Genomic DNA, 23,441 nt, shown 5'->3' on the forward strand with positions numbered 1-23,441 from the left:
TATGTTGTGGCCGAGCACAGTGATTGGTGCCGGAGCCGGCTTCGCCATTGCCAGTATTCCTGGGGCATTGCTGGGGGCGCTGCTGGGTCAGGCGATGGATCGCCGCATGCAGTTGCACAGTTGGGCCCATGTTCGTGAGCGCTTGGGTGGGCGTCCGGTATTACGTGACGACGAAGTGCTATTCGTTCTGCTTGGTCGTTTGGCCAAGAGCGATGGCCGCGTGGGCGAGGGGCACATCCAGCAAGCGCGGCAGGAGATGTATCGCTTGGAGATGGGCGAGCCTGAGCGTCGGCGGGCCATCGCCGCGTTCAACCGTGGCAAGAATGGCAGCGACCGCCTGAGTAATTACCTGGTGCGCCTGAAGCAGCAGCCCCATGCTGCCGAAGGAATGCTGCGGGCTTGCTGGCGTATGGCCTGGGCCGATGGCCGGGCAGGGCGCCACGAACGCGAGCTGTTGCTCGACTGGGGGCAGAAGCTGGGATGGTCGGCGGCCAAAGTCCAGGCGCTGGCCCTGGAGTATGAACCTCAGCGGCATGGTTTGTCCGACGCAGGCCTCGGCTATCAGCAAGCCTTGCGCTTGCTGGGCGTCGAGCAGCATACGGAGCCAGGCCAGATCAAACAGGCCTATCGCCGGTTGCTCAGCCGCCACCACCCGGACAAATTGGTGGGTAGCGGCGCCAGCCCGTCCCAAGTGCGTGAAGCCACCGATCGCACACGTGATTTGCATCAGGCATACGCGGTCATCCGCCAGCGCCGTGGTTTTTAGTCGGTTTTTTCCGGGCTAAGCCAACCTCGGATCCGACGGTACAGTTGCTCTTGCTCCGCCGTGTTATTGCCAGGCATGGCGGTCAATCCAACCTGGTGATAGTTGTTGTCCTTGAGGCGTTTACTGGCTTTCAAGCGCAGGGCTGCTGCCCGCCGTGCCTGTTCCTGATTTGTATAGAAGAAGTCTGCCGTAGGCACTTTCAGTGAAGGTGCCAGCACCTCCAGGCTCAGTTCGGCCCGCGCCGGTGTCTGCGCTGCGACCATCACCAGCTTCTGGATCTGCGCAGGTTGCCGTTCATTGATATAGCGCGCGGCCCAGTAGGCTCCACTGCCATTGCCAAGCAGCACGACACTGCGCGCATTGTGTTGCTGGGCGTAGGCAACGGCTGCATCCAAACGCGCGAAAATTCGTTCAGCATCCGCTTTGTCATCACTGTTGGAGGCTGCAGGCTGGGTGGCGCTCTCGCTGGTTTCCCCTTCTGCGGCTGTCGCTTGTTCGACACTGGCATTGGCGTTGTCAGGGGTATCCTTGGCCGGCGCGCTTTGACCCTGGGCCACCGGCTGGCTCGGTGCTGGCGCAGTTTCGACGCGGGCTTGCGGGCTGTCGACCAGAAGATCTGGCAGGCTCAAGCTCAGGCTGTGCCAGCCACCATCCGGAAACTTGCGGCGCAAGGGGCCGACAGTTTTCGGCCAGTCAGCAGTCTCTCCAGCACCGGCGAGGATAATCAACGCGCCCTCCGGCTCGCTGGTGTTAGCGGGTTTCCACAAGGCGAGAAAACTGTCACTGCCTGCTTGCAGCGTTTGCTGCTCGTCGCGGGGCACTTGTCGTTCCAGTGCCAGGGCATCTTCCTGGCTACGCTCGGCCAATGGCTGGCGCTGGACAACCGGCGGCTGCTCATTGGTCGATGCTTGCGGAGTTTCGCCCGCGGCTGCTTGTGCGCTACAAGGTAGTATCAATGAAAGGCAAAACGCCGGTAGCGTCGTGCGATAAAGTGCGAACATGGATTGATCCAGGCCAGAGTTATACCGGCAGCCTAATAGTATTTGTCCGGGACGGCCATGTTCGGTGGCCATCCATTGCTTGATGAGCGTTTAGATGAAATCAGTGCGCTGCCTGTTGCTTATCGGCTGTTTCTGCTGGTCCTTGATCGCGTGGGCTGCCCCTGCAGTCACGCCGCCTGCTGTGGTTCTCGAGCCTGCGCAGCAGCAGTGGCTCGAGCAGCATCGAAGTCTGCGGGTAGGCTTGGTGCTGCAGGCGCCTTTTGCTCAGTTCGATCGTCGTCTCCAGCAACTGTACGGGGTCAATGTGCAGCTGATGAACTGGCTGGGGCAGTCGTTGGGGCTGGATCTGACGTGGCGCAACTTCACCGATCAAGCCGCCCTGGAGCAAGCATTGCGCGCCGGAGAGATCGATCTGGCCCCCGGCCTGACCCAGACACCGGCTGGTTTACGTTTGTGGTTGTTCAGTGATCCGTACATGCGTGTGCCGCAGTTGATTGTCGGGCCGCGAACGGGCGCTGTGGCAGTTGATCTGGAAAAACTCACCGACAACGAACGCGTCGCGGTACGTATGCCGGGCGCTATAGCTGACTATCTGCGGGCCACGTACTCGAACCTCAACTTGCAAGGTGTTCCCCAAGAACGCGAGGCGCTGCAACTGGTGCTCAGCGAGCAAGCCCGTTATGCAGTGATCGATGAGGCGCAGTTGAGCAGGCTCTCGCGCGAGAGTGAGTTCAGCGACCTGGCGGTTGTCGGTGACATTGGTTTGCCCCAACTTTTGCGGGTCGCTTCACGGCGCGATTGGCCGTTGTTGGCGGAAATTCTTGAGCGCGGCCTGCAGGCCATTCCGGCCAAGGACCTGGAGCAGTTGCATCAACGCTGGCTCGAGCCAAAGTATCCAAGACTGAGTGAGTCGCCGGGTTTCTGGCAAAACCTGAGCCTGTTGTTTGCCGCTTTGCTGTTCAGCAGCATGGCTATTGTGATTTGGCAGCGACGCCAGTTGCATCAGCTGGAACACAACCTACTGACCGCACGGGAAACCATCAACCAGCGCCGGGCGCGGGAAGAGGCGCTGCGCTTGAGCCAATTCTCCATCGACCAGAGCACTGTAGGCATTCTTTGGGTCAATTGGGACAGTCATGTGCGTTACGCCAACCGGGCAGCTGAAAGCATGCTCGGCTACAGCGAGGGTGCCGTGGTCGACCGACCTCTGATCGATTTCGAGCCCGGTTTGCATATGGATCGCTGGCTTGAACTGTGGAAAGGCGCGCGTAGCAGCAACGACGTCGCTCAGCACTTCGAAACTCAATGCGTGCGCGCTGATGGCAGTGTTCTGCCAGTGGACGTATCGCTGAGTTTTCTACGCTTTCGCGACGCCGAATACCTGGTGGTGTTTCTTACCGATGTCACCGAGCGTCGGCGGGCGCTGGCAGCCTTGCGCGAAAGTGAGGCCAGGCTCAAAGGTATAGCTGGCAACGTTCCGGGCCTGGTTTTTCGGCTTGAACGTAACCCCGCTGAGGGCGATTTGGAATTTCCTTATATCAGCGAAGGCAGCGAGGCGTTGGTTGGTTACACCCCAGCTGAGTTACAGCACCCGGACATGGGGTTGCGCAACCTGGTGCATCCGCAGGATCGCGCGGACTACCACAAAGTCCAGGACCTGGCCCTGGCCACCGATCGCGACTGGTCCTGGCAAGGACGAATTTTGACCCGCGACGGTGAGCAGCGCTGGGCCGATATCAAAGCCAGTACTCGAAGCCTGGGCGATGGCCGTGTGGTCTGGGATGGCGTGGTCTGGGACATCACCCCCAGCAAACGCATCGAACTGCAACTGGCCCGCTCCCAGGAGCAATTGCGTGAACTGTCGGCGCACATGGAAAGTGTACGTGAGGAGGAGAAAGCGCGAATTGCCCGAGAAGTACATGATGAATTGGGACAGATGCTCACAGTGCTGAAGTTGGAAACGTCCATGTGTGAGCTGGCCTACGCCGATCTCGATCCTGGTCTCAATGAGCGCCTGTCCAGCATGAAGCGATTGATTGCTCAATTGTTCCAATTGGTTCGCGATGTCGCCACGGCGCTACGCCCACCGATTCTGGATGCCGGCATCGCGTCGGCAATCGAGTGGCAGGCGCGGCGGTTCGAGGCGCGTACGCAGATACCGTGTCTGGTGCAGGTGCCGGAAAACTTGCCGGCGTTGAGCGATGCCAAGGCCATTGGCCTGTTTCGCATCTTGCAGGAGGCGCTGACCAACATCATGCGCCACGCGCAAGCGCATACTGTGCAGATCAGCCTGAGCCTGGACAGTCAGATATTGCGTTTGACGGTCATTGACGACGGCATTGGTTTTGCCCCGGACGAAAGTCGTCCGACGTCTTTCGGCTTGGTGGGCATGCGTGAGCGCGTATTGATGCTGGGCGGGCAAATGATCCTTGAGAGTGAACCCGGCGAGGGCACCAGCCTGAGTGTGGGAATTCCCCTGAAACAGGAGCAGTAATGTGATTCGAGTTCTGGTTGCCGAAGACCACACCATTGTCCGTGAAGGCATCAAGCAACTGATTGGGCTGGCCAAGGACATGCAGGTAGCAGGGGAGGCCGCTAACGGTGAACAACTGCTGGAAACCCTGCGTCATACCGACTGTGAAGTCGTGCTGCTGGATATTTCCATGCCGGGGGTCAATGGCCTTGAGGCGATTCCGCGTATACGTGCGTTGAACAATCCCCCAGCGATCCTGGTGCTGTCGATGCACGACGAAGCCCAGATGGCCGCGCGGGCGCTGAAGGTGGGTGCCGCAGGCTACGCCACCAAGGACAGCGACCCGGCGCTGTTGCTGACTGCGATTCGGCGGGTCGCTGGGGGCGGGCGATACATCGATCCGGACTTGGCCGACCGCATGGTCTTCGAAGTCGGATTGACTGACTCCCGGCCATTGCACTCTCTGCTGTCGGAGCGAGAGTTCTCGGTATTCGAGCGCCTGGCCCAGGGCGCTAATGTCAACGACATCGCCCAGCAACTGGCGTTAAGCAACAAGACCATCAGCACCCATAAGGCGCGTCTGATGCAGAAGCTCAATGTGAACTCGCTGGCGGAGCTGGTGAAGTACGCCATGGAGCATAAGCTGCTCTGATTGTTCCAGAAGCGACGCTGGGTCTACTGAATCGTGGGGCAAGCCCGTTCCTGCAGATCGGCTGTCATGGGAGCGGACCTGCCCCGCGATAGCTTTTAGGCCACTGGCACATATCCAAAAACGTCATCTTTGTAGGGCAATCCCTACCCCATCCCTTCCATCTTGCTGATGGAAATCTCTCCTCAGTGCCGATTTGCGGCCGTCGGTCCCTTCACTAGGCTGTGAACACGGCAGTCATCCAACAAGAAGGTACAGGTATGAGTGAGGTGAATTCGAGCGCTGCAGCCGGCGAAGTGCTGGTCAGCTTCCGTGGTGTGCAGAAGAGCTACGACGGCGAATCGCTGATCGTCAAAGACCTCAATCTGGATATTCGCAAAGGCGAGTTCCTCACCTTGCTCGGCCCCTCCGGCTCCGGCAAGACCACCAGCCTGATGATGCTCGCAGGTTTTGAAACGCCCACCGCCGGAGAAATCCAACTGGCAGGTCGCTCGATCAACAATGTGCCGCCGCACAAGCGTGACATCGGCATGGTGTTCCAGAACTACGCATTGTTTCCGCACATGACCGTGGCCGAGAACCTGGCCTTCCCGTTGAGTGTGCGCAACTTGAGCAAAACCGACATCAGCGAACGCGTCAAACGCGTGCTGAACATGGTTCAGCTTGATGCCTTCGCCAAACGCTACCCCGGTCAACTGTCGGGTGGCCAGCAACAGCGTGTGGCCCTGGCCCGGGCACTGGTGTTCGAACCGCAATTGGTGCTGATGGATGAACCGCTCGGTGCGCTCGACAAGCAACTGCGTGAACACATGCAGATGGAGATCAAGCACCTGCACCAGCGCCTCGGTGTCACTGTGGTCTATGTGACCCATGATCAGGGCGAAGCGCTGACTATGTCTGACCGTGTAGCGGTTTTCCATCAAGGTGAGATTCAGCAGATCGCCGACCCGCGCACCCTTTATGAAGAGCCGAAGAACACCTTCGTCGCCAACTTCATCGGTGAAAACAACCGTATCAATGGCCGCCTGATCAGTCAGGACGGAGAGCGTTGTCTGGTGCAGCTTCCTCGCGGTGAGAAGGTCGAAGCGCTGGCCGTCAACATCGGTCAGAGCGGTGAGCCCGTCACCCTTTCCATTCGCCCCGAGCGTGTACGCCTGAACGGTCATAGCGAGAGCTGTGTTAACCGATTCTCTGGTCGGGTCGCCGAATTCATCTACCTGGGCGACCACGTACGGGTCCGTCTGGAAGTGTGCGGCAAGGCCGATTTCTTCGTGAAACAGCCTATTGCCGAACTCGACCCGGCCCTGGCCGTGGGCGATGTGGTACCGCTTGGCTGGGAAGTGGAGCACGCCCGCGCGCTTGATCCGATTCTGGAAGCCAATTGAAGGTTTGCTTCACCAACCCTGTACTGTGGAGAGAATAATAATGCTCAAACACTTGAAGTTGACCGCTCTGACGCTGGGGCTGTTTGCAGCGGGCCAGGCCATGGCAGCGGCTGATCTGACCGTGATCTCTTTCGGCGGCGCCAACAAGGCCGCCCAGACCAAGGCATTTTACGAGCCGTGGGAAAAGGCGGGCAACGGCAAGATCGTTGCTGGCGAATACAACGGTGAAATGGCCAAGATCAAAGCCATGGTCGATACCAAGAGCGTGTCCTGGAACCTGGTTGAAGTCGAGTCTCCAGAGTTGGCCCGCGGTTGCGATGAAGGGATGTTCGAAGAGCTCGATCCGGCGCTGTTCGGTGACGAGGCAGATTATGTTCCTGGTGCGATTCAGCCCTGTGGCGTCGGCTTCTTCGTTTGGTCCACCGTCATGGCCTACAACGCTGACAAACTGAAAACCGCTCCGACCAGTTGGGCCGATTTCTGGGACACCAAGCAGTTCCCAGGTAAGCGTGGGCTGCGCAAGGGCGCCAAGTACACGTTGGAGTTTGCCTTGATGGCTGACGGCGTTGCGCCAAAGGATGTCTACAAGGTGCTCGGTACCAAAGAAGGCCAGGACCGCGCTTTCAAGAAACTCGATGAACTCAAGCCCAGCATCCAGTGGTGGGAAGCAGGGGCGCAACCGCCTCAGTATCTAGCCTCGGGTGATGTGGTCATGAGCTCGGCCTATAACGGCCGGATCGCCGCCGTGCAGAAAGAAAGCAACCTGAAAGTGGTGTGGAACGGTGGCATCTACGACTTTGATGCCTGGGCCATTCCAAAAGGTGCGAAGAACGCTGAAGACGCGAAGAAATTCATCGCCTTCTCGGTCAACCCTGAGCAACAGAAGACCTACTCGCAAAACATTGCCTACGGTCCGGCCAACTCCAAAGCGGTGAGCCTGCTCTCCGACGAGGTCAAGAAAGACATGCCGACCACCCCGGAAAACATCGCCAACCAGGTGCAGATCGATGTCGCCTTCTGGGCTGACAACAGTGAGCAGCTGGAACAACGCTTCAACGCCTGGGCTGCCAAGTAAGGTCGGCTGATGAAGCGTCGGCCTGTTGCCGGCGCTTCCTGTTCTCAAGATTTCGGAGTTCGCTATGGCCATCGCAGTGCCCCTGAATGAAGGCGCCGGTTCCACCCTCAAGCAGCGTCTGGCGCGTGCCGAGCGGGTCAACCGCTGGAAGGCGCAAGCCCTGATCGCACCGCTGGCGCTGTTCCTGCTGCTGATTTTTCTGGTGCCCATCGCCGCGCTGCTCTACAAAAGCGTCGGCAACCCGGAAGTTGTCACTGGCTTGCCGCAGACCGTTGCAGCCGTTGAGCAGTGGGACGGCAAAGGGCTGCCAGGTGAGTCGGTGTACAAGGCATTGAGTGAAGACCTGGGGCAGGCGCGCAAGAACCAGACCCTTGGCGATACGTCCAAACGTCTTAACATGGAGCTCGCCGGCTATCGCAGCCTGCTGGCGAAAACCGCCCGCGCCTTGCCGTTCAAGACCGAGCCGGCTTCCTATAAAGAAGCGCTGCAGGAGTTGGATGAGCGTTGGGGGGATCCGGCCTATTGGCAGGCTATTCGCCGTAACACCAGTAGCGTCACACCGTTCTATCTGCTGGCGGCGGTGGACCACCGCATCGACGACCTCGGCGAGTTGGCCAAGGCTACGCCGGACCAGTCCATCTACCTGGATATTTTCACCCGGACTCTGTGGATGGGCTTCGTTATCACCGCAATCTGCCTGGTGTTGGCCTATCCGCTGGCGTACTTGCTCGCCAACCTGCCGACTCGGCAAAGCAACTTGTTGATGATTCTGGTGCTGCTGCCGTTCTGGACATCGATCCTTGTGCGGGTTGCGGCCTGGATTGTGCTGCTGCAGTCGGGCGGTCTTATCAATAGTGCATTGATGGCTCTGGGTATCATCGACAAACCACTGGAACTGGTGTTCAACCGCACCGGTGTGTACATCTCCATGGTTCACATTCTGCTGCCTTTCATGATTCTGCCGATCTACAGCGTAATGAAAGGGATCTCACCCACGTACATGCGTGCAGCAATCTCCCTGGGATGCCACCCCTTCACCAGCTTCTGGCGGGTGTACTTCCCGCAGACCTACGCCGGCGTAGGTGCGGGCTGTCTGCTGGTGTTCATCCTGGCCATCGGCTACTACATCACCCCGGCGTTGCTCGGCAGTCCGAATGACCAGATGGTCAGCTACTTCGTGGCGTTCTATACCAACACCAGCATCAACTGGGGCATGGCTACCGCGCTGGGTGGCCTGTTGCTGCTCGCCACCGTCATTCTGTACCTGATCTATAGCTGGCTGGTCGGCGCCAGCCGTCTGCGTCTGAGCTGAGGAGCGTTGTCATGCTGAGTCCTTACATGTCGCCCGTCGAGCGGGTCTGGTTCTACAGCTTGCGCATCCTTTGCGGGCTGATCCTGTTGTTCCTGGTGTTGCCGGTTCTGGTGATCATTCCGCTGTCTTTCAACTCTGGCAGCTTCCTGGTCTATCCACTGCAGGGCTTTTCCCTGCAGTGGTACCACGACTTCTTCGCCTCGGCCGAGTGGATGCGGGCCCTGAAGAACAGCATTATCGTCGCCCCGGCGGCGACCGTGCTGGCGATGATCTTCGGTACCCTGGCTTCGATCGGCCTGACCCGGGGCGATTTCCCCGGCAAACCGCTGATCATGGCGCTGGTCATTTCCCCGATGGTGGTGCCTGTGGTGATTATCGGCGTGGCCAGCTATCTGTTCTTTGCTCCGCTGGGCCTGGGTAACAGCTTCATTTCGCTGATTCTGGTGCATGCGGTACTGGGTGTACCGTTTGTCATCATCACCGTTTCGGCGACGTTGCAGGGCTTCAACTACAACCTTGTGCGTGCGGCAGCCAGCCTCGGCGCTTCCCCCGTTACCACTTTTCGCCGCGTAACTTTGCCGTTGATTGCTCCTGGGGTGATCTCTGGCGCCTTGTTCGCTTTTGCCACCTCGTTCGATGAAGTGGTTGTGACGCTGTTCCTGGCCGGCCCTGAACAGGCGACCTTGCCTCGGCAGATGTTCAGCGGCATTCGCGAGAACCTCAGTCCGACCATCGCCGCGGCGGCAACCCTGTTGATCGCATTTTCGGTGCTGCTGCTGCTGACCCTCGAATGGCTGCGTGGGCGTAGTGAAAAACTGCGTACTCAGCAGCCCGGTTGACGGTATCGCGTCGCAAGCCCGCTCCCGTTGTGGGAGTGGGCTGCATCTGTCGTACGGTTTGATACCGGTCAGCCGGTGACCGTTTCCCTGAGGTACAATGCGCGCCACCGTGATTCTGCCCAACAGGTGCGCCATGCAGCCCTACGCTATTGCCCCCTCCATTCTTTCTGCCGATTTCGCCCGCCTGGGTGAGGAAGTCGACAATGTGCTGGCCGCTGGTGCCGACATTGTTCACTTCGATGTGATGGACAACCACTACGTTCCCAACCTGACCATCGGCCCTATGGTCTGCACCGCACTGCGCAAGTACGGGGTTAGCGCGCCGATCGACGTGCACCTGATGGTCAGCCCGGTCGACCGTATCATCGGCGATTTCATCGACGCAGGTGCCAGTTTCATTACCTTCCATCCGGAAGCTACCCTGCACATCGATCGTTCACTACAGTTGATTCGTGACGGCGGTTGCAAGGCTGGTCTGGTGTTCAATCCGGCAACCCCGCTCGACTCCCTCAAGTACGTGATGGACAAGGTCGACATGATCCTGTTGATGAGCGTCAACCCAGGCTTTGGCGGTCAGAAGTTCATTCCCGGCACCCTCGACAAGCTGCGCGAAGCCCGTGCGCTGATCGACGCCAGCGGCCGCGATATCCGCCTCGAGATCGACGGCGGAGTGAATGTGAACAACATTCGCGAAATCGCTGCTGCTGGTGCCGATACCTTCGTTGCCGGCTCGGCGATCTTCAATACGCCGGACTACCAGGAGGTTATCGCCAAAATGCGTGCCGAACTGGCCCTGGCTCGCCCATGAGTGGCTTCGAGCAGCTTTTCCCCGGGGCGCTGCCCAGGCTGGTCATGTTCGATCTGGACGGTACCCTGATCGATTCGGTTCCAGATCTGGCTGCGGCGGTGGATCGAATGCTGCTCGAAATGGGGCGTAAGCCCGCAGGCCTGGAGGCCGTGCGCCACTGGGTTGGAAACGGTGCCCCAGTGCTTGTGCGTCGGGCCCTGGCGGGTGGCCTGGACGATACCGCCGTCGATGAGGACGAAGCAGAGAAAGGCCTGGAGCTGTTCATGCAGGCCTATGCTGACAATCACGAACTGACGGTGGTTTATCCCGGGGTGAGGGACACGCTCAAATGGCTGCATAAGCAGGGCGTGGAAATGGCCCTGATTACCAACAAGCCGGAGCGCTTCGTTGCGCCGTTGCTCGATCAAATGAAGATTGGCCGTTACTTTCGCTGGATCATCGGTGGCGACACCCTGCCACAGAAAAAGCCTGACCCGGCAGCCTTGCTGTTTGTCATGAAAATGGCCGGCGTGTCCGCCGAGCAAGCTTTGTTTGTCGGTGACTCGCGCAGCGATGTATTGGCGGCCAAGGCCGCTGGAGTCAAGTGCGTAGGTCTGACCTATGGTTACAACCATGGGCGCCCGATCAGCGATGAAGCTCCTTGCCTGGTTATTGATGACCTGCGCGCGCTGTTGCCTGGTTGCTTAGATGCGGCCACTGGGATAACGTTGACGGACGTTCATTCCCCCAAAGATAGAGATTCCATCGTGGCGGTTACCAGCAAACTCTGGATGAAAGTCATCAAGGCCTTGGCCCGTTGGCGTTGGCGCGCCTGACTGTTCCCTGCCGACCCATGTCGGCCTGTTTGCCTGTCTGACCCATTTGCTGTTTGCCACGAGGCTATCATGACCCGCGAAGAGTTCCTGCGCCTGGCTGCTGCCGGCTACAACCGTATTCCTCTGGCCTGCGAGACGCTGGCCGATTTCGACACGCCGCTGTCGATCTACCTGAAACTGGCTGATCAACCTAACTCCTACCTGCTCGAGTCTGTGCAGGGCGGTGAGAAGTGGGGGCGTTACTCGATTATTGGCTTGCCCTGCCGCACAGTCTTGCGCGTGCATGACCATCAAGTACGAATCACCCATGATGGCGTAGAGATCGAGCGTCACGACGTGGACGATCCGTTGGCCTTTGTCGAGGCCTTCAAGGAACGCTACAACGTACCGACCATTGCCGGTTTGCCGCGCTTCAACGGTGGCCTGGTGGGTTACTTCGGCTATGACTGTGTACGCTACGTAGAGAAGCGTCTGGGCAAGTGCCCGAATCCTGACCCGCTGGGTGTTCCAGACATTTTGCTGATGGTTTCCGACGCCGTCGTGGTGTTCGATAACCTGGCGGGCAAGATGCACGCCATTGTGCTGGTCGACCCAGCCCAGGAACAGGCTTACGAAAGCGGCCTGCAGCGTTTGGAAGGCTTGCTTGAACAACTGCGTCAGCCGATTACTCCGCGTCGCGGCCTGGAGCTGGGTGGTCCGCAAGCGGCTGAGCCGACGTTCCGCTCCAGTTTTACCCAGAACGACTATGAGCGTGCAGTCGATACCATCAAGGAATACATCCTGGCGGGCGATTGCATGCAGGTCGTGCCCTCTCAACGGATGTCTATCGACTTCAAGGCAGCGCCGATTGATCTCTATCGCGCTCTGCGTTGTTTCAACCCGACACCCTATATGTACTTCTTCAACTTTGGCGACTTCCATGTCGTCGGCAGTTCACCTGAAGTGTTGGTAAGGGTCGAAGACAACCTCGTTACTGTTCGTCCCATCGCAGGCACTCGCCCACGTGGTGCAACTGAAGAGGCAGATCGGGCGCTTGAAGAAGACTTGTTGTCGGACGACAAGGAAATCGCCGAGCACCTGATGCTGATTGACCTGGGCCGCAATGATGCTGGTCGCGTGTCCACCACCGGCACCGTGAAGGTCACCGAGAAGATGGTGATCGAGCGTTATTCCAACGTTATGCACATCGTTTCCAACGTTACCGGTGAACTGAAGGAAGGCCTCAGCGCCATGGATGCGCTGCGCGCAATCTTGCCTGCGGGCACCTTGTCCGGGGCGCCAAAGATTCGCGCGATGGAAATCATCGATGAACTTGAACCGGTCAAACGCGGTGTGTACGGCGGTGCGGTCGGTTACTTCGCCTGGAATGGCAATATGGACACAGCAATCGCGATTCGCACTGCGGTCATCAAGGATGGCGAGCTGCATGTACAGGCCGGCGGCGGCATTGTTGCCGACTCGGTACCTGCACTGGAATGGGAAGAGACCATCAACAAGCGCCGGGCGATGTTCCGGGCCGTAGCGCTGGCGGAACAGACGCCACGCAGCTAATCAAAATCGCGGCGCCCCAAGCGCGCCGCCTAGCGCCTGTACACCCGGCGAAATTGATTCCAGAGGTTGAACCCAGATGCTACTGATGATCGACAACTATGACTCCTTCACCTACAACGTCGTGCAGTACCTTGGCGAGTTGGGTGCAGAGGTCAAAGTCATTCGCAATGATGAATTGACCATTGCTCAAATCGAAGCCCTGAACCCCGAGCGCATAGTGGTTTCCCCGGGCCCGTGCACGCCGACCGAAGCCGGTGTCTCCATCGACGCCATTCTGCACTTTGCAGGCAAACTGCCGATTCTTGGCGTATGCCTGGGTCACCAGTCAATCGGCCAGGCCTTTGGCGGCGACGTAGTGCGTGCCCGCCAGGTAATGCACGGCAAGACCAGCCCAGTTTTTCACAAGGATCTGGGCGTATTTGCAGGCCTGAATAATCCGTTGACTGTAACTCGCTACCATTCATTGGTGGTCAAGCGCGAAACCCTGCCCGAGTGCCTTGAGCTTACCGCCTGGACTGCGCTGGAAGATGGCTCGGTCGACGAGATCATGGGCTTGCGACACAAGACACTGAATATAGAAGGGGTGCAGTTTCACCCTGAGTCGATTCTTACCGAGCAGGGCCACGAGCTGTTCGCCAACTTCCTCAAACAGACCGGCGGCCACCGCTAAGGAACGATCATGGATATCAAGAGCGCCCTTGGCCGTATTGTCGGTCATCTGGATTTGAGCACCGAAGAGATGCGCGATGTAATGCGCGAAATCATGACCGGCCAGTGCAGTGAAGCGCAGATCGGTGCGTTCATGATGGGCATGCGCATGAAAAGCGAAAGCATCGACGAAATCGTTGGCGCGGTCTCGGTAATGCGGGAACTGGCTGACAAGGTTGAACTCAACACGCTCGACCAGGTGGTTGATGTTGTTGGTACTGGTGGTGACGGTGCGAACATCTTCAACGTATCTACAGCTTCAGCTTTTGTTGTTGCCGCTTCCGGCTGCACGGTGGCCAAGCATGGTAACCGCGCTGTTTCGGGAAAGAGCGGCAGCGCTGACCTGCTTGAGGCGGCTGGTATTTACTTGAACCTGACGCCCGTGCAGGTTGCACGTTGTATCGACAGCGTTGGTATCGGGTTCATGTTTGCCCAGACCCACCACAAAGCAATGAAATATGCCGCTGCGCCGCGTCGAGACCTTGGCCTGCGCACGCTTTTCAACATGCTTGGCCCGCTTACGAATCCGGCCGGTGTGAAGCATCAGGTGGTCGGCGTATTTACCCAGGCCTTGTGCCGGCCGCTGGCCGAAGTGTTGCAGCGTCTAGGTAGCAAGCATGTCTTGGTGGTGCACTCCAAGGACGGCCTGGACGAATTCAGCCTGGCAGCCCCGACTTTCGTTGCCGAACTCAGGAATGATCAAATTACCGAGTATTGGGTAGAGCCCGAAGATCTTGGTATGAAAAGCCAAAGTTTGCATGGCCTGGCAGTGGAAAGCCCGGAGAAATCCCTGGAATTGATTCGCGATGCCTTGGGGCGCCGCAAGACCGAGAACGGGCAGAAGGCTGCGGAAATGATCGTGCTCAATGCCGGCGCCGCGCTTTATGCCGCAGACCATGCCATGAGTCTCAAGCAAGGTGTCGAGTTGGCCCATGACGCACTGCATACTGGGCTTGCTCGGGAAAAACTCGAAGAACTGGGCGCTTTCACCGCCGTATTCAAGCTGGAGAATGAAGGATGAGTGTACCGACGGTTCTGGAAAACATCCTGGCGCGCAAAGTTCAGGAAGTCGCTGAGCGAAGTGCGCGAGTCAGCCTGGCCGAGCTCGAGCGTCTTGCCGCCGCTGCGGATGCACCGCGCGGCTTTGCCAATGCGCTGATCGAACAGGCCAAGCGCAAGCAGCCGGCAGTCATCGCCGAGATCAAGAAGGCCTCTCCGAGCAAGGGTGTCATTCGTGAGAACTTCGTGCCCGCGGACATCGCAGTCAGTTATGAGAAGGGCGGTGCGACCTGCCTGTCGGTGCTGACAGACATCGACTACTTCCAGGGTGCCGACGTTTACCTGCAGCAGGCCCGTGCAGCTTGCAAGTTACCCGTGATCCGCAAGGACTTCATGGTCGATCCTTACCAGATCGTTGAAGCACGTGCCCTGGGCGCAGATTGTGTATTGTTGATCGTTTCGGCGCTCGATGATGTGAAGATGGCCGAGCTGGCCGCGACTGCGAAAAGTGTCGGTCTGGATGTACTGGTCGAAGTCCATGATGGCGATGAGCTGGAGCGGGCATTGAAAACCCTCGACACGCCGCTGGTCGGCGTAAACAACCGTAACCTGCATACTTTTGAGGTCAGTCTGGAAACCACGCTTGACCTGCTGCCGCGAATTCCTCGCGACCGTCTGGCCATTACCGAGAGCGGTATCCTCAATCGCGCGGATGTCGAGTTAATGGAAATCAACGAGGTGTACTCGTTCCTGGTCGGTGAAGCGTTCATGCGCGCCGAGCATCCTGGCCTGGAGCTGCAGCGTCTGTTCTTCCCCGAGCGCGCCGTACAGAACCTGGTGCCAGGACTGGACTGATTCAACTTTGAAGCCGGCAATTGCCGGCTTTTTTGTATCTACAAGGTTATTCCAATGACTGATCAAATAATGGATGTGACTGTCGAGGCAGGGCTGCAGGCCGAGCAGGAATTGCTGGCGGCGGTGTGCAAGGGTGAAACAGATTACGGTTTATTGTTTTGGCGCCCAACCGATCGTGCATTGGTCATGCCCCGCCGCATGAGTCGCCTGGAGGGCTTTGAGGCGGCTTGCGCAGAGCTTGCGATTGCTGGATGGCCGGTCCTGTTGCGCGAAACCGGCGGTGAGCCCGTGCCGCAATCGCCTGCCGTGATCAATATCGCGCTGATCTACGTGGCTCCGCGAAGTGAAGGCGATCATGGTCGCATCGAGAACGCTTACGAACGTTTGTGTCTGCCCCTGTGTGAGGTACTGCGCGAATGGGGTGGATTAGCGTCGGTGGGCGAGATCGAGGGCGCATTTTGCGATGGCCGCTATAACGTCAACCTGAACGGTCGCAAGTTGGTTGGCACTGCCCAGCGCTGGCGCCAGGGGCTGGGTGGTAAGCGTCCGGTGGTGCTGGTGCATGGAGCCTTGTTGCTCGATAACGAGCGCGAGTCGATGGTGGCTGCAGTCAATCGCTTCAACGAATGCTGTGAGCTGGAACAGCGCTGCCTTGCCGACAGTCACATTGCCCTGCACGAAGTCGTGCCTGATGCTCCGTTGCTTGAACGTCTTGGCCAGGCCTATACCCATGTCATCGAGGGTATTGCACGCGACTAGCGAGTGCCGAAAACCACCATCGTTTTTCCTTTGACGTGAACCAGGCTGCGTTCTTCAAGATCTTTGAGTACGCGGCCAACCATCTCCCTTGAACAACCTACGATGCGGCCGATCTCCTGGCGGGTGATCTTGATCTGCATGCCATCTGGGTGAGTCATTGCGTCGGGTTGCTTACACAGTTCCAACAAACAGCGGGCCACGCGCCCAGTAACATCGAAAAACGCCAGGTCACCCACCTTACGCGTGGTATTGCGCAGGCGCTGCGCCATTTGACTGCCCAAGGCATAAAGGATGTCGGGATCCTGACGTGCCAGCTCGCGGAATTTCTCATAGCTGATCTCGGCCACTTCACATTCGCTCTTTGCCCGCACCCAGGCGCTGCGAGGTTGTTCCTGGCCAACCGGCTCGAACAAACCCAGCTCACCGAAGAAGTCGCCACTGTTGAGGTAGGCAATGATCATTTCATGGCCATCGTCGTCTTCGATCAGGATCGTTACCGAGCCTTTGACGATAAACGACAACGTATCGGATTTGTCCCCGGCGCAAATGATATTGCTTTTGGCTGCAAAGCGCCGGCGCTGACAATGAGCGAGTAACTTATCGATGTTTTTGATCTTGGCTGGAAGGGCTGAGGCAACCATGGCTGAATCCCGGTAAGAGGCGACGCTTGTGCACTTTTATAGGTAGTCTGGCGGCGTGCGCCAGTGATTTGGCGCCAGCTTATCAGACACTTGTTGTTGTATCGGCAGATTTACTCTCATGCTTGAGCTTTTCCGCGGGCCCTTCTGGGTCTAAGCTGGCAGCCTTTTTTCAAACAAGGGAGTCCGGAAGATGAAGGCGCGTATCCAGTGGGCAGGTGAAGCCATGTTTCTGGGCGAATCGGGCAGCGGTCATGTCGTGGTGATGGACGGACCACCCGAGGCTGGCGGTCGCAATCTAGGTGTGCGGCCCATGGAAATGCTCTTGCTGGGGCTCGGTGGCTGCAGCAACTTTGATGTAGTCAGCATTCTGAAAAAATCCCGGCAGGCAGTGGAAAGCTGCGAAGCTTTCCTGGAAGCCGAGCGCGCCAGCGAAGACCCGAAGGTCTTTACCAAGATCCACCTGAACTTCGTGGTCAAGGGCCGCGGACTCAAGGACGCCCAAGTGAAGCGTGCCGTGGAGCTTTCGGCGGAGAAGTACTGCTCTGCATCGATCATGCTTGGTCGAGCGGGTGTCGAAATCACCCACAGCTACGAGATCGTCGAACTCGGTTGAAAAGCTCCCGCTCCCAGAGGTGAACTCAACCACTGTGGGAGCGGGCCTGTCCGCTGTCCGCCGCGTCTCCAGGCCCATTGACAAGGCCAATCATCGAGTCTTCAACGGCGCAGGGCAGGCAACAATTGCAGCAGACCATCAGGCATCAGCGCGCGAAGCCGAATACTCAGCGCCTCACGATGTTTCTGGTAAAACACGCCCAGAGCAATCACGCCCAGCCCGATCAAGGTCAATACCACTGGAAACAGCAGTGACTCGGCAAATACGTCGTACGACAGGTAGCCCAGGTACGCCGCCACGCCCATGGCGCCAAAGACCATGAACATCGCTCTGCGCAACAACACCGCCAATGCCATCAGGCCTAGATTGATCAGGCAATAAAGCGCTTTGCTCAATTCACTGTCGCTTTCCATCATGCTCAGCCCCAACCAGAACGCCAGCAGTCCAGCCAAGTAGCCCCAAAAGGCATAGTCTTGGCGGGTTCGTCCATCGATCAGGAGAAAGGCCAGGAGCACAGCGAGGCCGAACCACAGCGATACCGTGAGCCGTTGGTCCCAATCGAAGCTGTCACCGTAGAACCACTCGCTCAGATCCATCGACATGAACCACAGGGCCACGGCAATTGGCATGATGATAAAAGGGAAGGGGATCAGGCGTAGCATCAAAAGGCCAGCAACAACCGTAGCCGCCTCCATGAGCAGCCAGCCGCCCTGCACATAGGTGTAGTAGTTGTGATACTTGCTTTGCGAGTCTTCAAGTGGCCAGAAGCCCGTCAGGCGCTCTACAGCAAACACCGCCAGCGGCACGATGCTCACCGCTACTGCGCCGAGTACACCGGCGGGGACGATTTGACCACGGCGCTGCATGAGCAGGCCAGCCGAGGTAAAGCCACCGATATAGATCAGCGCAATCAACAATAATGCGCTGTCGCCGATGCGCATCCAGGCTTCGCTGAGCAGCCAGCCCATGGCGCCCATTATCAGCAAAGCGCCGAAATAGAAGGCAACATGGGCCAGTTGAAAGCTGGCCTGAGTCGCAGGTTGGCGCTTGAGGAAGTCGAGTAGGGCCTGGTCCTGACCCGGGTTCAGAACGCCTGCGCTAACAGCGCGGGCCAGGTCCTTGGCATCGAAGCGTTCTGCCATAGTGTGTCCTAGATACGGTAAGTGCTCTTGGTCATGACCTTGGCCATCAGACTCATGCCAAAACGCACTGGAGCAGGGAAGCGGAAACCACCGGCTTCCAGTGCCGACTCCGCGTGCTGTTCTTCGTCGACACGCATTTGCTCAAGAATAGCCCGGGATTTTTCGTCCTCGGCCGGAATTTGCTCCAGATGCTCATCTAGATGCTTGCACACTTGGTGCTCGGTGGCAGCAACGAAACCGAGGCTGACTTTGTCGCTGACCAGGCCGGCCAGCGCTCCAATACCGAATGACATGCCATAGAACAGTGGATTGAGAACGCTCGGATGGCTGCCAAGCTGACGAATGCGTTGTTCGCACCAGGCCAGGTGGTCGATCTCTTCTTCAGCAGCGTGCTCCATCGCCTTGCGCACTTGAGGCAACTTGGCAGTCAAGGCCTGGCCCTGATACAGCGCCTGTGCACAGACTTCGCCAGTATGGTTGATACGCATCAGTCCGGCGACATGGCGGGTTTGGGTATCGTCCAGGCTTGAGTCCGGCTGGATGATTGCCGGTGACGGGCGGGATGGTTGGCCGCTGAAGGGCAGCAAGGTGCGCATGGCAGTGTCGGCCTGCAGCAACAAGCGGTCGAGCGGCGAATAGTGACGTTCGGTAGCCATCGGGCACCTCCGCAAGAATGTGCCCGACAGTTTACCGCAATCGAGATGATCGTTCTTGTTCTGGATCAGCCCGGCGGCCAATGCATTTGGCGCTGGCCAAGCACATGCATATGAATGTGGTAGACAGTCTGGCCACCCAGCTCGTTGCAGTTCATGACCACGCGGAAGCCGTCTTCGCAGCCCTGTTCCTTGGCGAGTCGCTGGGCGGTAAACAAAATGTGTCCGGCCAGCGCCTTGTCGTCCTCGGTAAGGTCGTTGAGGGTGCGAATCGGCTTTTTCGGAATGACCAGAAAATGCACGGGTGCCTGCGGGGCGATATCGTGGAAGGCCAGAACCTGGTCGTCCTCGTAGATGATCTTGGCCGGGATTTCCCGGTTGATGATCTTGGTGAACAGAGTTTCCACTACGGTTGCTCCATGTAAGGGGTCGTGCCTGAGTGTACTCAGGCTGGGAGTCGGCGCCCAGCCCTGTGCGGTCAGCGTGGGCTATAGGCTTGATTGATGGCACCGGCCAGTTTGCGTGTGATCCAGCGCGACAACAGGCGCGGCGCGAATGCCAGCCAGCGGTTGCGCCGACCCGGTATGATCAGTGCGCGATTTTTGTCCAAGGCGCGCACGGTATGCAGCGCAACCTCTTCAGGACTCAGGGCGCGATGGCCCTTTTCCAGGCGAGGGACTCGACGTAACGGTGAGCGCACTGGGCCTGGGCACAGTACCGAGACTTTTATACCCGTGCGCCTGAGTTCTTCACGAAGACCTTCGGAGAAGTGCAGCACGTAGGCCTTGCTTGCGGCGTAGCTGCTCATCCATGGACCGGGAGCAAAGGCTGCCAAAGATGCGACATTGAGGATTTGTCCCCCACCTTGTACGGCCATTGCATTGCCCAAGGCGTGGCAAAGGCGTGTCAGGGCGAGGATGTTTACCTCGATCAGGTCTTGCTCGTCGCCCCATTCCTGAGCCAGGAATGGTCCGTAGCTGCGAATGCCCGCGCAATTGACCAGCAAATCGATGTATCGCTCGCTTTCTTCAAGTTCCAGAAGGAATCCCGACAAGCGCAGAGGTTCGCCTAGATCACAGGCGCGAAACAGTACCTCGACACCAAAGCGTTGGGTCAGCTCGATAGCAATGCTTTCCAAAGGGTCGCGTTGGCGGGCCACCAGGATCAGATTGCGTCCCCGACGTGCCAGCGCCTCGGCCAGTGCCAGGCCTAGGCCGCTGGAAGCACCGGTGATCATGGCGTAACGGGTCATGCAGTTCTCCAGGCGGGAAGGGGCAAAAGGTCGAGTTTACAGGCGTCCAGCAGGCCAGCGCTGGCCAAGGGCTACGGCTGAACATTGCGCCTGACGATACTCGGCATCCAAGCGGGCTATCAGTTGTTCTACCGAGCAAAGTGCGTCAATGGTGCCGACGCCTTGTCCTGCAGACCAGACAGTCTTCCAGGCCTTGGCTTCGTCATCTATGGGTTTGAGCTTGATTTCTGTATGGCTGCGCAGTGCTGCCATATCGAAGCCGGCGCTTTCCAGGCTTTGGCGCATAAAACTGGCAGGCACCCCGGAAACCGCAGCGGTGTGGATGATATCGGCTGCCTTGGCCTCTAGCACCATTTCTTTGTAGGGACCTGAAGCATGGCTTTCGTGGGTGGCAATGAATCGGGTTCCCAAATAGGCCAGGTCTGCGCCAAGCAACTGGGCGGCGAGTATTTCATGGCCATGATTGATGCTGCCGGCGAGCAGTAGGGTTTTATTGAAGAACTGCCGAATTTCGGCCACCAGGGCGAACGGGCTCCAGGTGCCTGCGTGGCCACCAGCGCCCGCCGCGACGGCGATCAATCCGTCGACCCCCGCTTCAGCGGCTTTTTCAGCGTGGCGCCGTGTAGTTACGTCATGAAACACCAGGCCGCCATAGCTGTGCACTGTATCGACGACCTCTTTTACTGCACCCAGACTGGTGATAACGATCGGAACCTTGTGCTCCACACATAGCGCCAGGTCCGCCTGCAGGCGTGGGTTGCTCTGATGCACGATCAAATTGACTGCATAGGGTGCGGGGTTCTTCAGTATTGCCAGGCCCGCTTCGATCTCCTCCAGCCAGGCTTTGAAGCCATGGCTGTCACGCTGGTTCAGCGCAGGAAAACTGCCAATGACGCCATTGGCGCAACAGGCCAGTACCAGTTGCGGGTTGGAGATCAGAAACATCGGCGCCGCCACTACTGGCAGACGCAGATGTTGGTCGAGCTGTGAAGGCAGAGACATGGCAGGTTTCCCGAGGCTGAATAAAGTTTGAGATTAGAACGGTTTGACCACCACCAGAATTACGATGGCCAGCAGGATCAGGACCGGAACTTCGTTGAACCAACGGTAGAACACATGGCTGCGTGTGTTTTCACCACGGGCGAAACGCTTGAGCTGCGCGCCGCACATGTGGTGGTAACCAATCAACAGAATGACCAGGGTGAGCTTGGCGTGCATCCAGCCTTGGCTGAGGAAACCTGGTGTCAGGCTCATCAGCCAGATTCCGAAGACCAGGGTCGCGATCATCGACGGAAGCATGATGCCGCGATACAGCTTGCGCTCCATGACCATGAAGCGTTCCTGGCTGATGTTGTCCTGGCTTTGCGCGTGGTAGACGAACAAGCGCGGTAGGTAGAACAGCCCGGCAAACCAGCAGACCACGCTGACGATATGCAGCGCTTTGATCCAGAGAAAAAGCATTGTGTTGAGTTCCTTCAGGGTTCACGGTCGTCAGATAGTAGAGGCTAGGCGCCTTGTGGGCCATCTCAACAGTTGTGGGCGTGTTTGCGGCCCCCTATTATCGTGGGCTTTCCTGTTGGTTCGTTGATAAGGGGCACGCGTTATGGTCAAGGTCGGTATCGTTGGCGGCACGGGTTACACCGGCGTCGAGCTGCTGCGTCTGTTGGCACAGCATCCACAAGCAGAAGTGGCGGTAATCACTTCGCGCTCCGAGGCTGGCCTGGCGGTTGCCGACATGTACCCAAACCTGCGCGGCCACTACGACGGCCTGGCGTTCAGCGTGCCTGACGCGAAAACCCTGGCGGCCTGCGACGTCGTATTCTTCGCCACCCCTCACGGCGTCGCTCATGCGCTGGCGGGCGAGTTGCTGGCGGCAGGAACCAAGGTCATCGACCTGTCTGCGGACTTTCGCCTGCAGGACTCTGATGAGTGGGCCAAATGGTACGGCCAGCCACATGGTGCGCCGGAGTTGCTCAAGGATGCCGTCTATGGCTTGCCTGAGGTGAATCGTGAACAAATCCGCCAGGCTCGTTTGATCGCCGTACCGGGCTGTTACCCGACCGCAACCCAGCTGGGCTTCCTTCCGCTGCTGGAGGCCGGCATCGCTGATGCCTCGCGCCTGATTGCCGACTGTAAGTCAGGTGTCAGTGGTGCAGGTCGTGGCGCTGCGGTTGGTTCGCTGTTCTGTGAGGCAGGTGAAAGCATGAAGGCCTACGCGGTCAAAGGTCACCGTCACTTGCCAGAAATTACCCAGGGCCTGCGTCGGGCTGCAGGCGGCGATGTCGGCCTGACCTTCGTTCCGCATCTCACGCCGATGATCCGCGGAATTCACTCCACGCTCTACGCCACAGTTGCCGACAGATCGGTCGATCTGCAGGCGCTCTTCGAGAAGCGCTATGCCAATGAGCCGTTCGTCGACGTAATGCCTGCGGGCAGCCACCCGGAAACCCGAAGCGTTCGCGGTGCCAACGTTTGCCGAATCGCCGTACACCGTCCTCAGGATGGCGACCTGGTCGTGGTCCTTTCGGTAATCGACAATTTGGTCAAAGGCGCATCGGGCCAGGCTGTGCAGAACCTCAATATCCTTTTCGGCCTGGATGAGCGCATGGGGCTTTCTCACGCGGGCCTGCTGCCTTGAACCTCTAGCTGCAAGCTGTAGTAGCGAGCTGCACCGCCCCCTTATAGCTTGCAGCTTGCCCCTTGCAGCTTTTGTATTGTTGACCGATTTTCTCGGAGAAGCGGATAATGCGCACCATCACGCATTATGGCGGCATAGCGCCGGGAGATAGTCAGCATGAGCGTAGAATCCTTCACCCCTGTAGCTTTGCAGTTCACTGAGGGTGCAGCTCACAAGGTGAAGACCCTGGTCGATGAAGAAGGCAACGATCGCCTGAAGTTGCGAGTGTTCGTGACAGGTGGTGGTTGCTCGGGTTTTCAATATGGTTTTACTTTCGATGAAGATGTCGCCGAAGACGACACCATCGTCGAGCGCGAAGGTGTTGCCCTGGTGGTCGACCCAATGAGTTTTCAGTACCTGGCAGGAGCCGAAGTGGATTACCAGGAAGGTCTGGAAGGCTCGCGCTTCGTCATCAAGAACCCGAACGCCAGCACCACCTGTGGTTGCGGCTCGTCGTTCTCGATTTGA

Annotated in this window: 25 protein-coding genes; 17 read left to right on the plus strand and 8 right to left on the minus strand. The window is 58.4% G+C overall.

All coding sequences use genetic code 11. The annotated features are described in order from the left end of the window. Window position 1: 1 nt before the first annotated feature. Window positions 2-766: a TerB family tellurite resistance protein gene (locus tag D3Z90_RS02150; protein ID WP_136474220.1), complete on the plus strand. Its 765-nt coding sequence runs from the start codon at window positions 2-4 to the stop codon at window positions 764-766. On the opposite strand, the gene D3Z90_RS02155 is transcribed toward D3Z90_RS02150, so the two are convergent. Then, window positions 763-1,767, minus strand: coding sequence for an alpha/beta hydrolase family protein (locus D3Z90_RS02155; RefSeq protein WP_136474221.1), 1,005 nt, complete (start codon window positions 1,765-1,767; stop codon window positions 763-765). The two genes, D3Z90_RS02150 and D3Z90_RS02155, sit on opposite strands and share 4 nt — an antisense overlap. Window positions 1,768-1,861: 94 nt before the next feature. Here D3Z90_RS02155 and D3Z90_RS02160 point away from each other — a divergent pair, with 94 nt between their 5' ends. From D3Z90_RS02160 to D3Z90_RS02220, 13 genes are all read left to right on the plus strand, one after another. Next, window positions 1,862-4,261 (plus strand): PAS domain S-box protein, encoded by a 2,400-nt coding sequence (locus D3Z90_RS02160; RefSeq protein WP_136474222.1) that lies wholly within the window; start codon window positions 1,862-1,864, stop codon window positions 4,259-4,261. Window position 4,262: 1 nt separating this feature from the next. Then, entirely contained in the window at window positions 4,263-4,892 is a 630-nt protein-coding gene (locus D3Z90_RS02165; RefSeq protein ID WP_136474223.1) for a response regulator transcription factor, read from the plus strand. Between the two features lie 257 nt (window positions 4,893-5,149). Continuing rightward, on the plus strand, window positions 5,150-6,274 hold the full coding sequence (locus D3Z90_RS02170; RefSeq protein WP_136474224.1) for an ABC transporter ATP-binding protein: 1,125 nt from the start codon (window positions 5,150-5,152) through the stop codon (window positions 6,272-6,274). A 40-nt stretch (window positions 6,275-6,314) separates the two neighbouring features. Next, on the plus strand, window positions 6,315-7,349 hold the full coding sequence (locus D3Z90_RS02175) for an ABC transporter substrate-binding protein (RefSeq protein WP_136474225.1): 1,035 nt from the start codon (window positions 6,315-6,317) through the stop codon (window positions 7,347-7,349). Window positions 7,350-7,413: 64 nt separating this feature from the next. Next, window positions 7,414-8,661, plus strand: a complete 1,248-nt coding sequence (locus tag D3Z90_RS02180) for an ABC transporter permease (protein WP_136474226.1) — start codon at window positions 7,414-7,416, stop codon at window positions 8,659-8,661. Window positions 8,662-8,672: 11 nt separating this feature from the next. Continuing rightward, window positions 8,673-9,500, plus strand: coding sequence for an ABC transporter permease (locus tag D3Z90_RS02185; RefSeq protein ID WP_136474227.1), 828 nt, complete (start codon window positions 8,673-8,675; stop codon window positions 9,498-9,500). 133 nt (window positions 9,501-9,633) lie between these two features. After that, on the plus strand, window positions 9,634-10,308 hold the full coding sequence (rpe, locus tag D3Z90_RS02190; protein ID WP_136474228.1) for a ribulose-phosphate 3-epimerase: 675 nt from the start codon (window positions 9,634-9,636) through the stop codon (window positions 10,306-10,308). Beyond that, window positions 10,305-11,123 (plus strand): phosphoglycolate phosphatase, encoded by an 819-nt coding sequence (locus D3Z90_RS02195; RefSeq protein ID WP_136474229.1) that lies wholly within the window; start codon window positions 10,305-10,307, stop codon window positions 11,121-11,123. Before rpe ends, D3Z90_RS02195 begins: the two co-directional genes overlap by 4 nt. A gap of 69 nt (window positions 11,124-11,192) precedes the next feature. Further along, window positions 11,193-12,674 carry an anthranilate synthase component I gene (gene trpE / locus D3Z90_RS02200; protein ID WP_136474230.1) on the plus strand — a complete coding sequence of 494 codons (1,482 nt, stop codon included), beginning with the start codon at window positions 11,193-11,195 and terminating at the stop codon, window positions 12,672-12,674. 76 nt (window positions 12,675-12,750) lie between these two features. Beyond that, window positions 12,751-13,344 (plus strand): aminodeoxychorismate/anthranilate synthase component II, encoded by a 594-nt coding sequence (locus D3Z90_RS02205; protein WP_136474231.1) that lies wholly within the window; start codon window positions 12,751-12,753, stop codon window positions 13,342-13,344. 9 nt (window positions 13,345-13,353) lie between these two features. After that, on the plus strand, window positions 13,354-14,403 hold the full coding sequence (gene trpD, locus D3Z90_RS02210; RefSeq protein ID WP_136474232.1) for an anthranilate phosphoribosyltransferase: 1,050 nt from the start codon (window positions 13,354-13,356) through the stop codon (window positions 14,401-14,403). Next, complete coding sequence (gene trpC / locus D3Z90_RS02215) at window positions 14,400-15,236, plus strand: indole-3-glycerol phosphate synthase TrpC (protein WP_136474233.1); 837 nt, start codon at window positions 14,400-14,402, stop codon at window positions 15,234-15,236. The genes trpD and trpC overlap by 4 nt, the downstream gene beginning before the upstream one ends. A 54-nt stretch (window positions 15,237-15,290) precedes the next feature. Further along, window positions 15,291-15,995: a lipoate--protein ligase family protein gene (locus tag D3Z90_RS02220; protein WP_136474234.1), complete on the plus strand. Its 705-nt coding sequence runs from the start codon at window positions 15,291-15,293 to the stop codon at window positions 15,993-15,995. On the opposite strand, the gene crp is transcribed toward D3Z90_RS02220, so the two are convergent. Beyond that, entirely contained in the window at window positions 15,992-16,636 is a 645-nt protein-coding gene (gene crp, locus D3Z90_RS02225; RefSeq protein ID WP_136474235.1) for a cAMP-activated global transcriptional regulator CRP, read from the minus strand. The two genes, D3Z90_RS02220 and crp, sit on opposite strands and share 4 nt — an antisense overlap. A gap of 190 nt (window positions 16,637-16,826) precedes the next feature. On the opposite strand from crp, the gene D3Z90_RS02230 reads away from it, so the two are divergent. Beyond that, complete coding sequence (locus D3Z90_RS02230; protein WP_038616192.1) at window positions 16,827-17,249, plus strand: OsmC family protein; 423 nt, start codon at window positions 16,827-16,829, stop codon at window positions 17,247-17,249. A gap of 101 nt (window positions 17,250-17,350) precedes the next feature. Here D3Z90_RS02230 and D3Z90_RS02235 read toward each other — a convergent pair whose 3' ends face one another. The 6 genes from D3Z90_RS02235 to hemJ all read right to left on the minus strand — a co-directional run bounded on the left by D3Z90_RS02235 (window position 17,351) and on the right by hemJ (window position 21,757). Further along, the gene (locus D3Z90_RS02235; RefSeq protein ID WP_136474236.1) at window positions 17,351-18,391 is read right to left on the minus strand and encodes a DUF2157 domain-containing protein; all 1,041 of its coding nucleotides are present in this window, start codon (window positions 18,389-18,391) and stop codon (window positions 17,351-17,353) included. An 8-nt stretch (window positions 18,392-18,399) separates the two neighbouring features. Then, on the minus strand, window positions 18,400-19,047 hold the full coding sequence (gene coq7, locus D3Z90_RS02240; protein ID WP_136474237.1) for a 2-polyprenyl-3-methyl-6-methoxy-1,4-benzoquinone monooxygenase: 648 nt from the start codon (window positions 19,045-19,047) through the stop codon (window positions 18,400-18,402). A gap of 65 nt (window positions 19,048-19,112) precedes the next feature. Continuing rightward, the gene (locus tag D3Z90_RS02245; protein ID WP_136474238.1) at window positions 19,113-19,451 is read right to left on the minus strand and encodes a histidine triad nucleotide-binding protein; all 339 of its coding nucleotides are present in this window, start codon (window positions 19,449-19,451) and stop codon (window positions 19,113-19,115) included. A gap of 71 nt (window positions 19,452-19,522) precedes the next feature. Next, complete coding sequence (locus D3Z90_RS02250; protein WP_136474239.1) at window positions 19,523-20,296, minus strand: SDR family oxidoreductase; 774 nt, start codon at window positions 20,294-20,296, stop codon at window positions 19,523-19,525. A 36-nt stretch (window positions 20,297-20,332) separates the two neighbouring features. Continuing rightward, window positions 20,333-21,298: a nitronate monooxygenase family protein gene (locus D3Z90_RS02255; protein WP_136474240.1), complete on the minus strand. Its 966-nt coding sequence runs from the start codon at window positions 21,296-21,298 to the stop codon at window positions 20,333-20,335. Between the two features lie 33 nt (window positions 21,299-21,331). Beyond that, window positions 21,332-21,757 (minus strand): protoporphyrinogen oxidase HemJ, encoded by a 426-nt coding sequence (hemJ, locus tag D3Z90_RS02260; protein ID WP_136474241.1) that lies wholly within the window; start codon window positions 21,755-21,757, stop codon window positions 21,332-21,334. A 142-nt stretch (window positions 21,758-21,899) separates the two neighbouring features. Here hemJ and argC point away from each other — a divergent pair, with 142 nt between their 5' ends. Next, a complete protein-coding gene (argC, locus tag D3Z90_RS02265; RefSeq protein WP_136474242.1) occupies window positions 21,900-22,934 on the plus strand; it encodes an N-acetyl-gamma-glutamyl-phosphate reductase in 1,035 nt (344 codons plus the stop codon). Window positions 22,935-23,090: 156 nt separating this feature from the next. Next, window positions 23,091-23,441: an iron-sulfur cluster insertion protein ErpA gene (gene erpA / locus D3Z90_RS02270; protein ID WP_028942121.1), complete on the plus strand. Its 351-nt coding sequence runs from the start codon at window positions 23,091-23,093 to the stop codon at window positions 23,439-23,441.

Origin of the sequence: Pseudomonas sp. DG56-2 (assembly GCF_004803755.1) — a bacterium.
Taxonomy (GTDB): domain Bacteria; phylum Pseudomonadota; class Gammaproteobacteria; order Pseudomonadales; family Pseudomonadaceae; genus Aquipseudomonas; species Aquipseudomonas auratipiscis.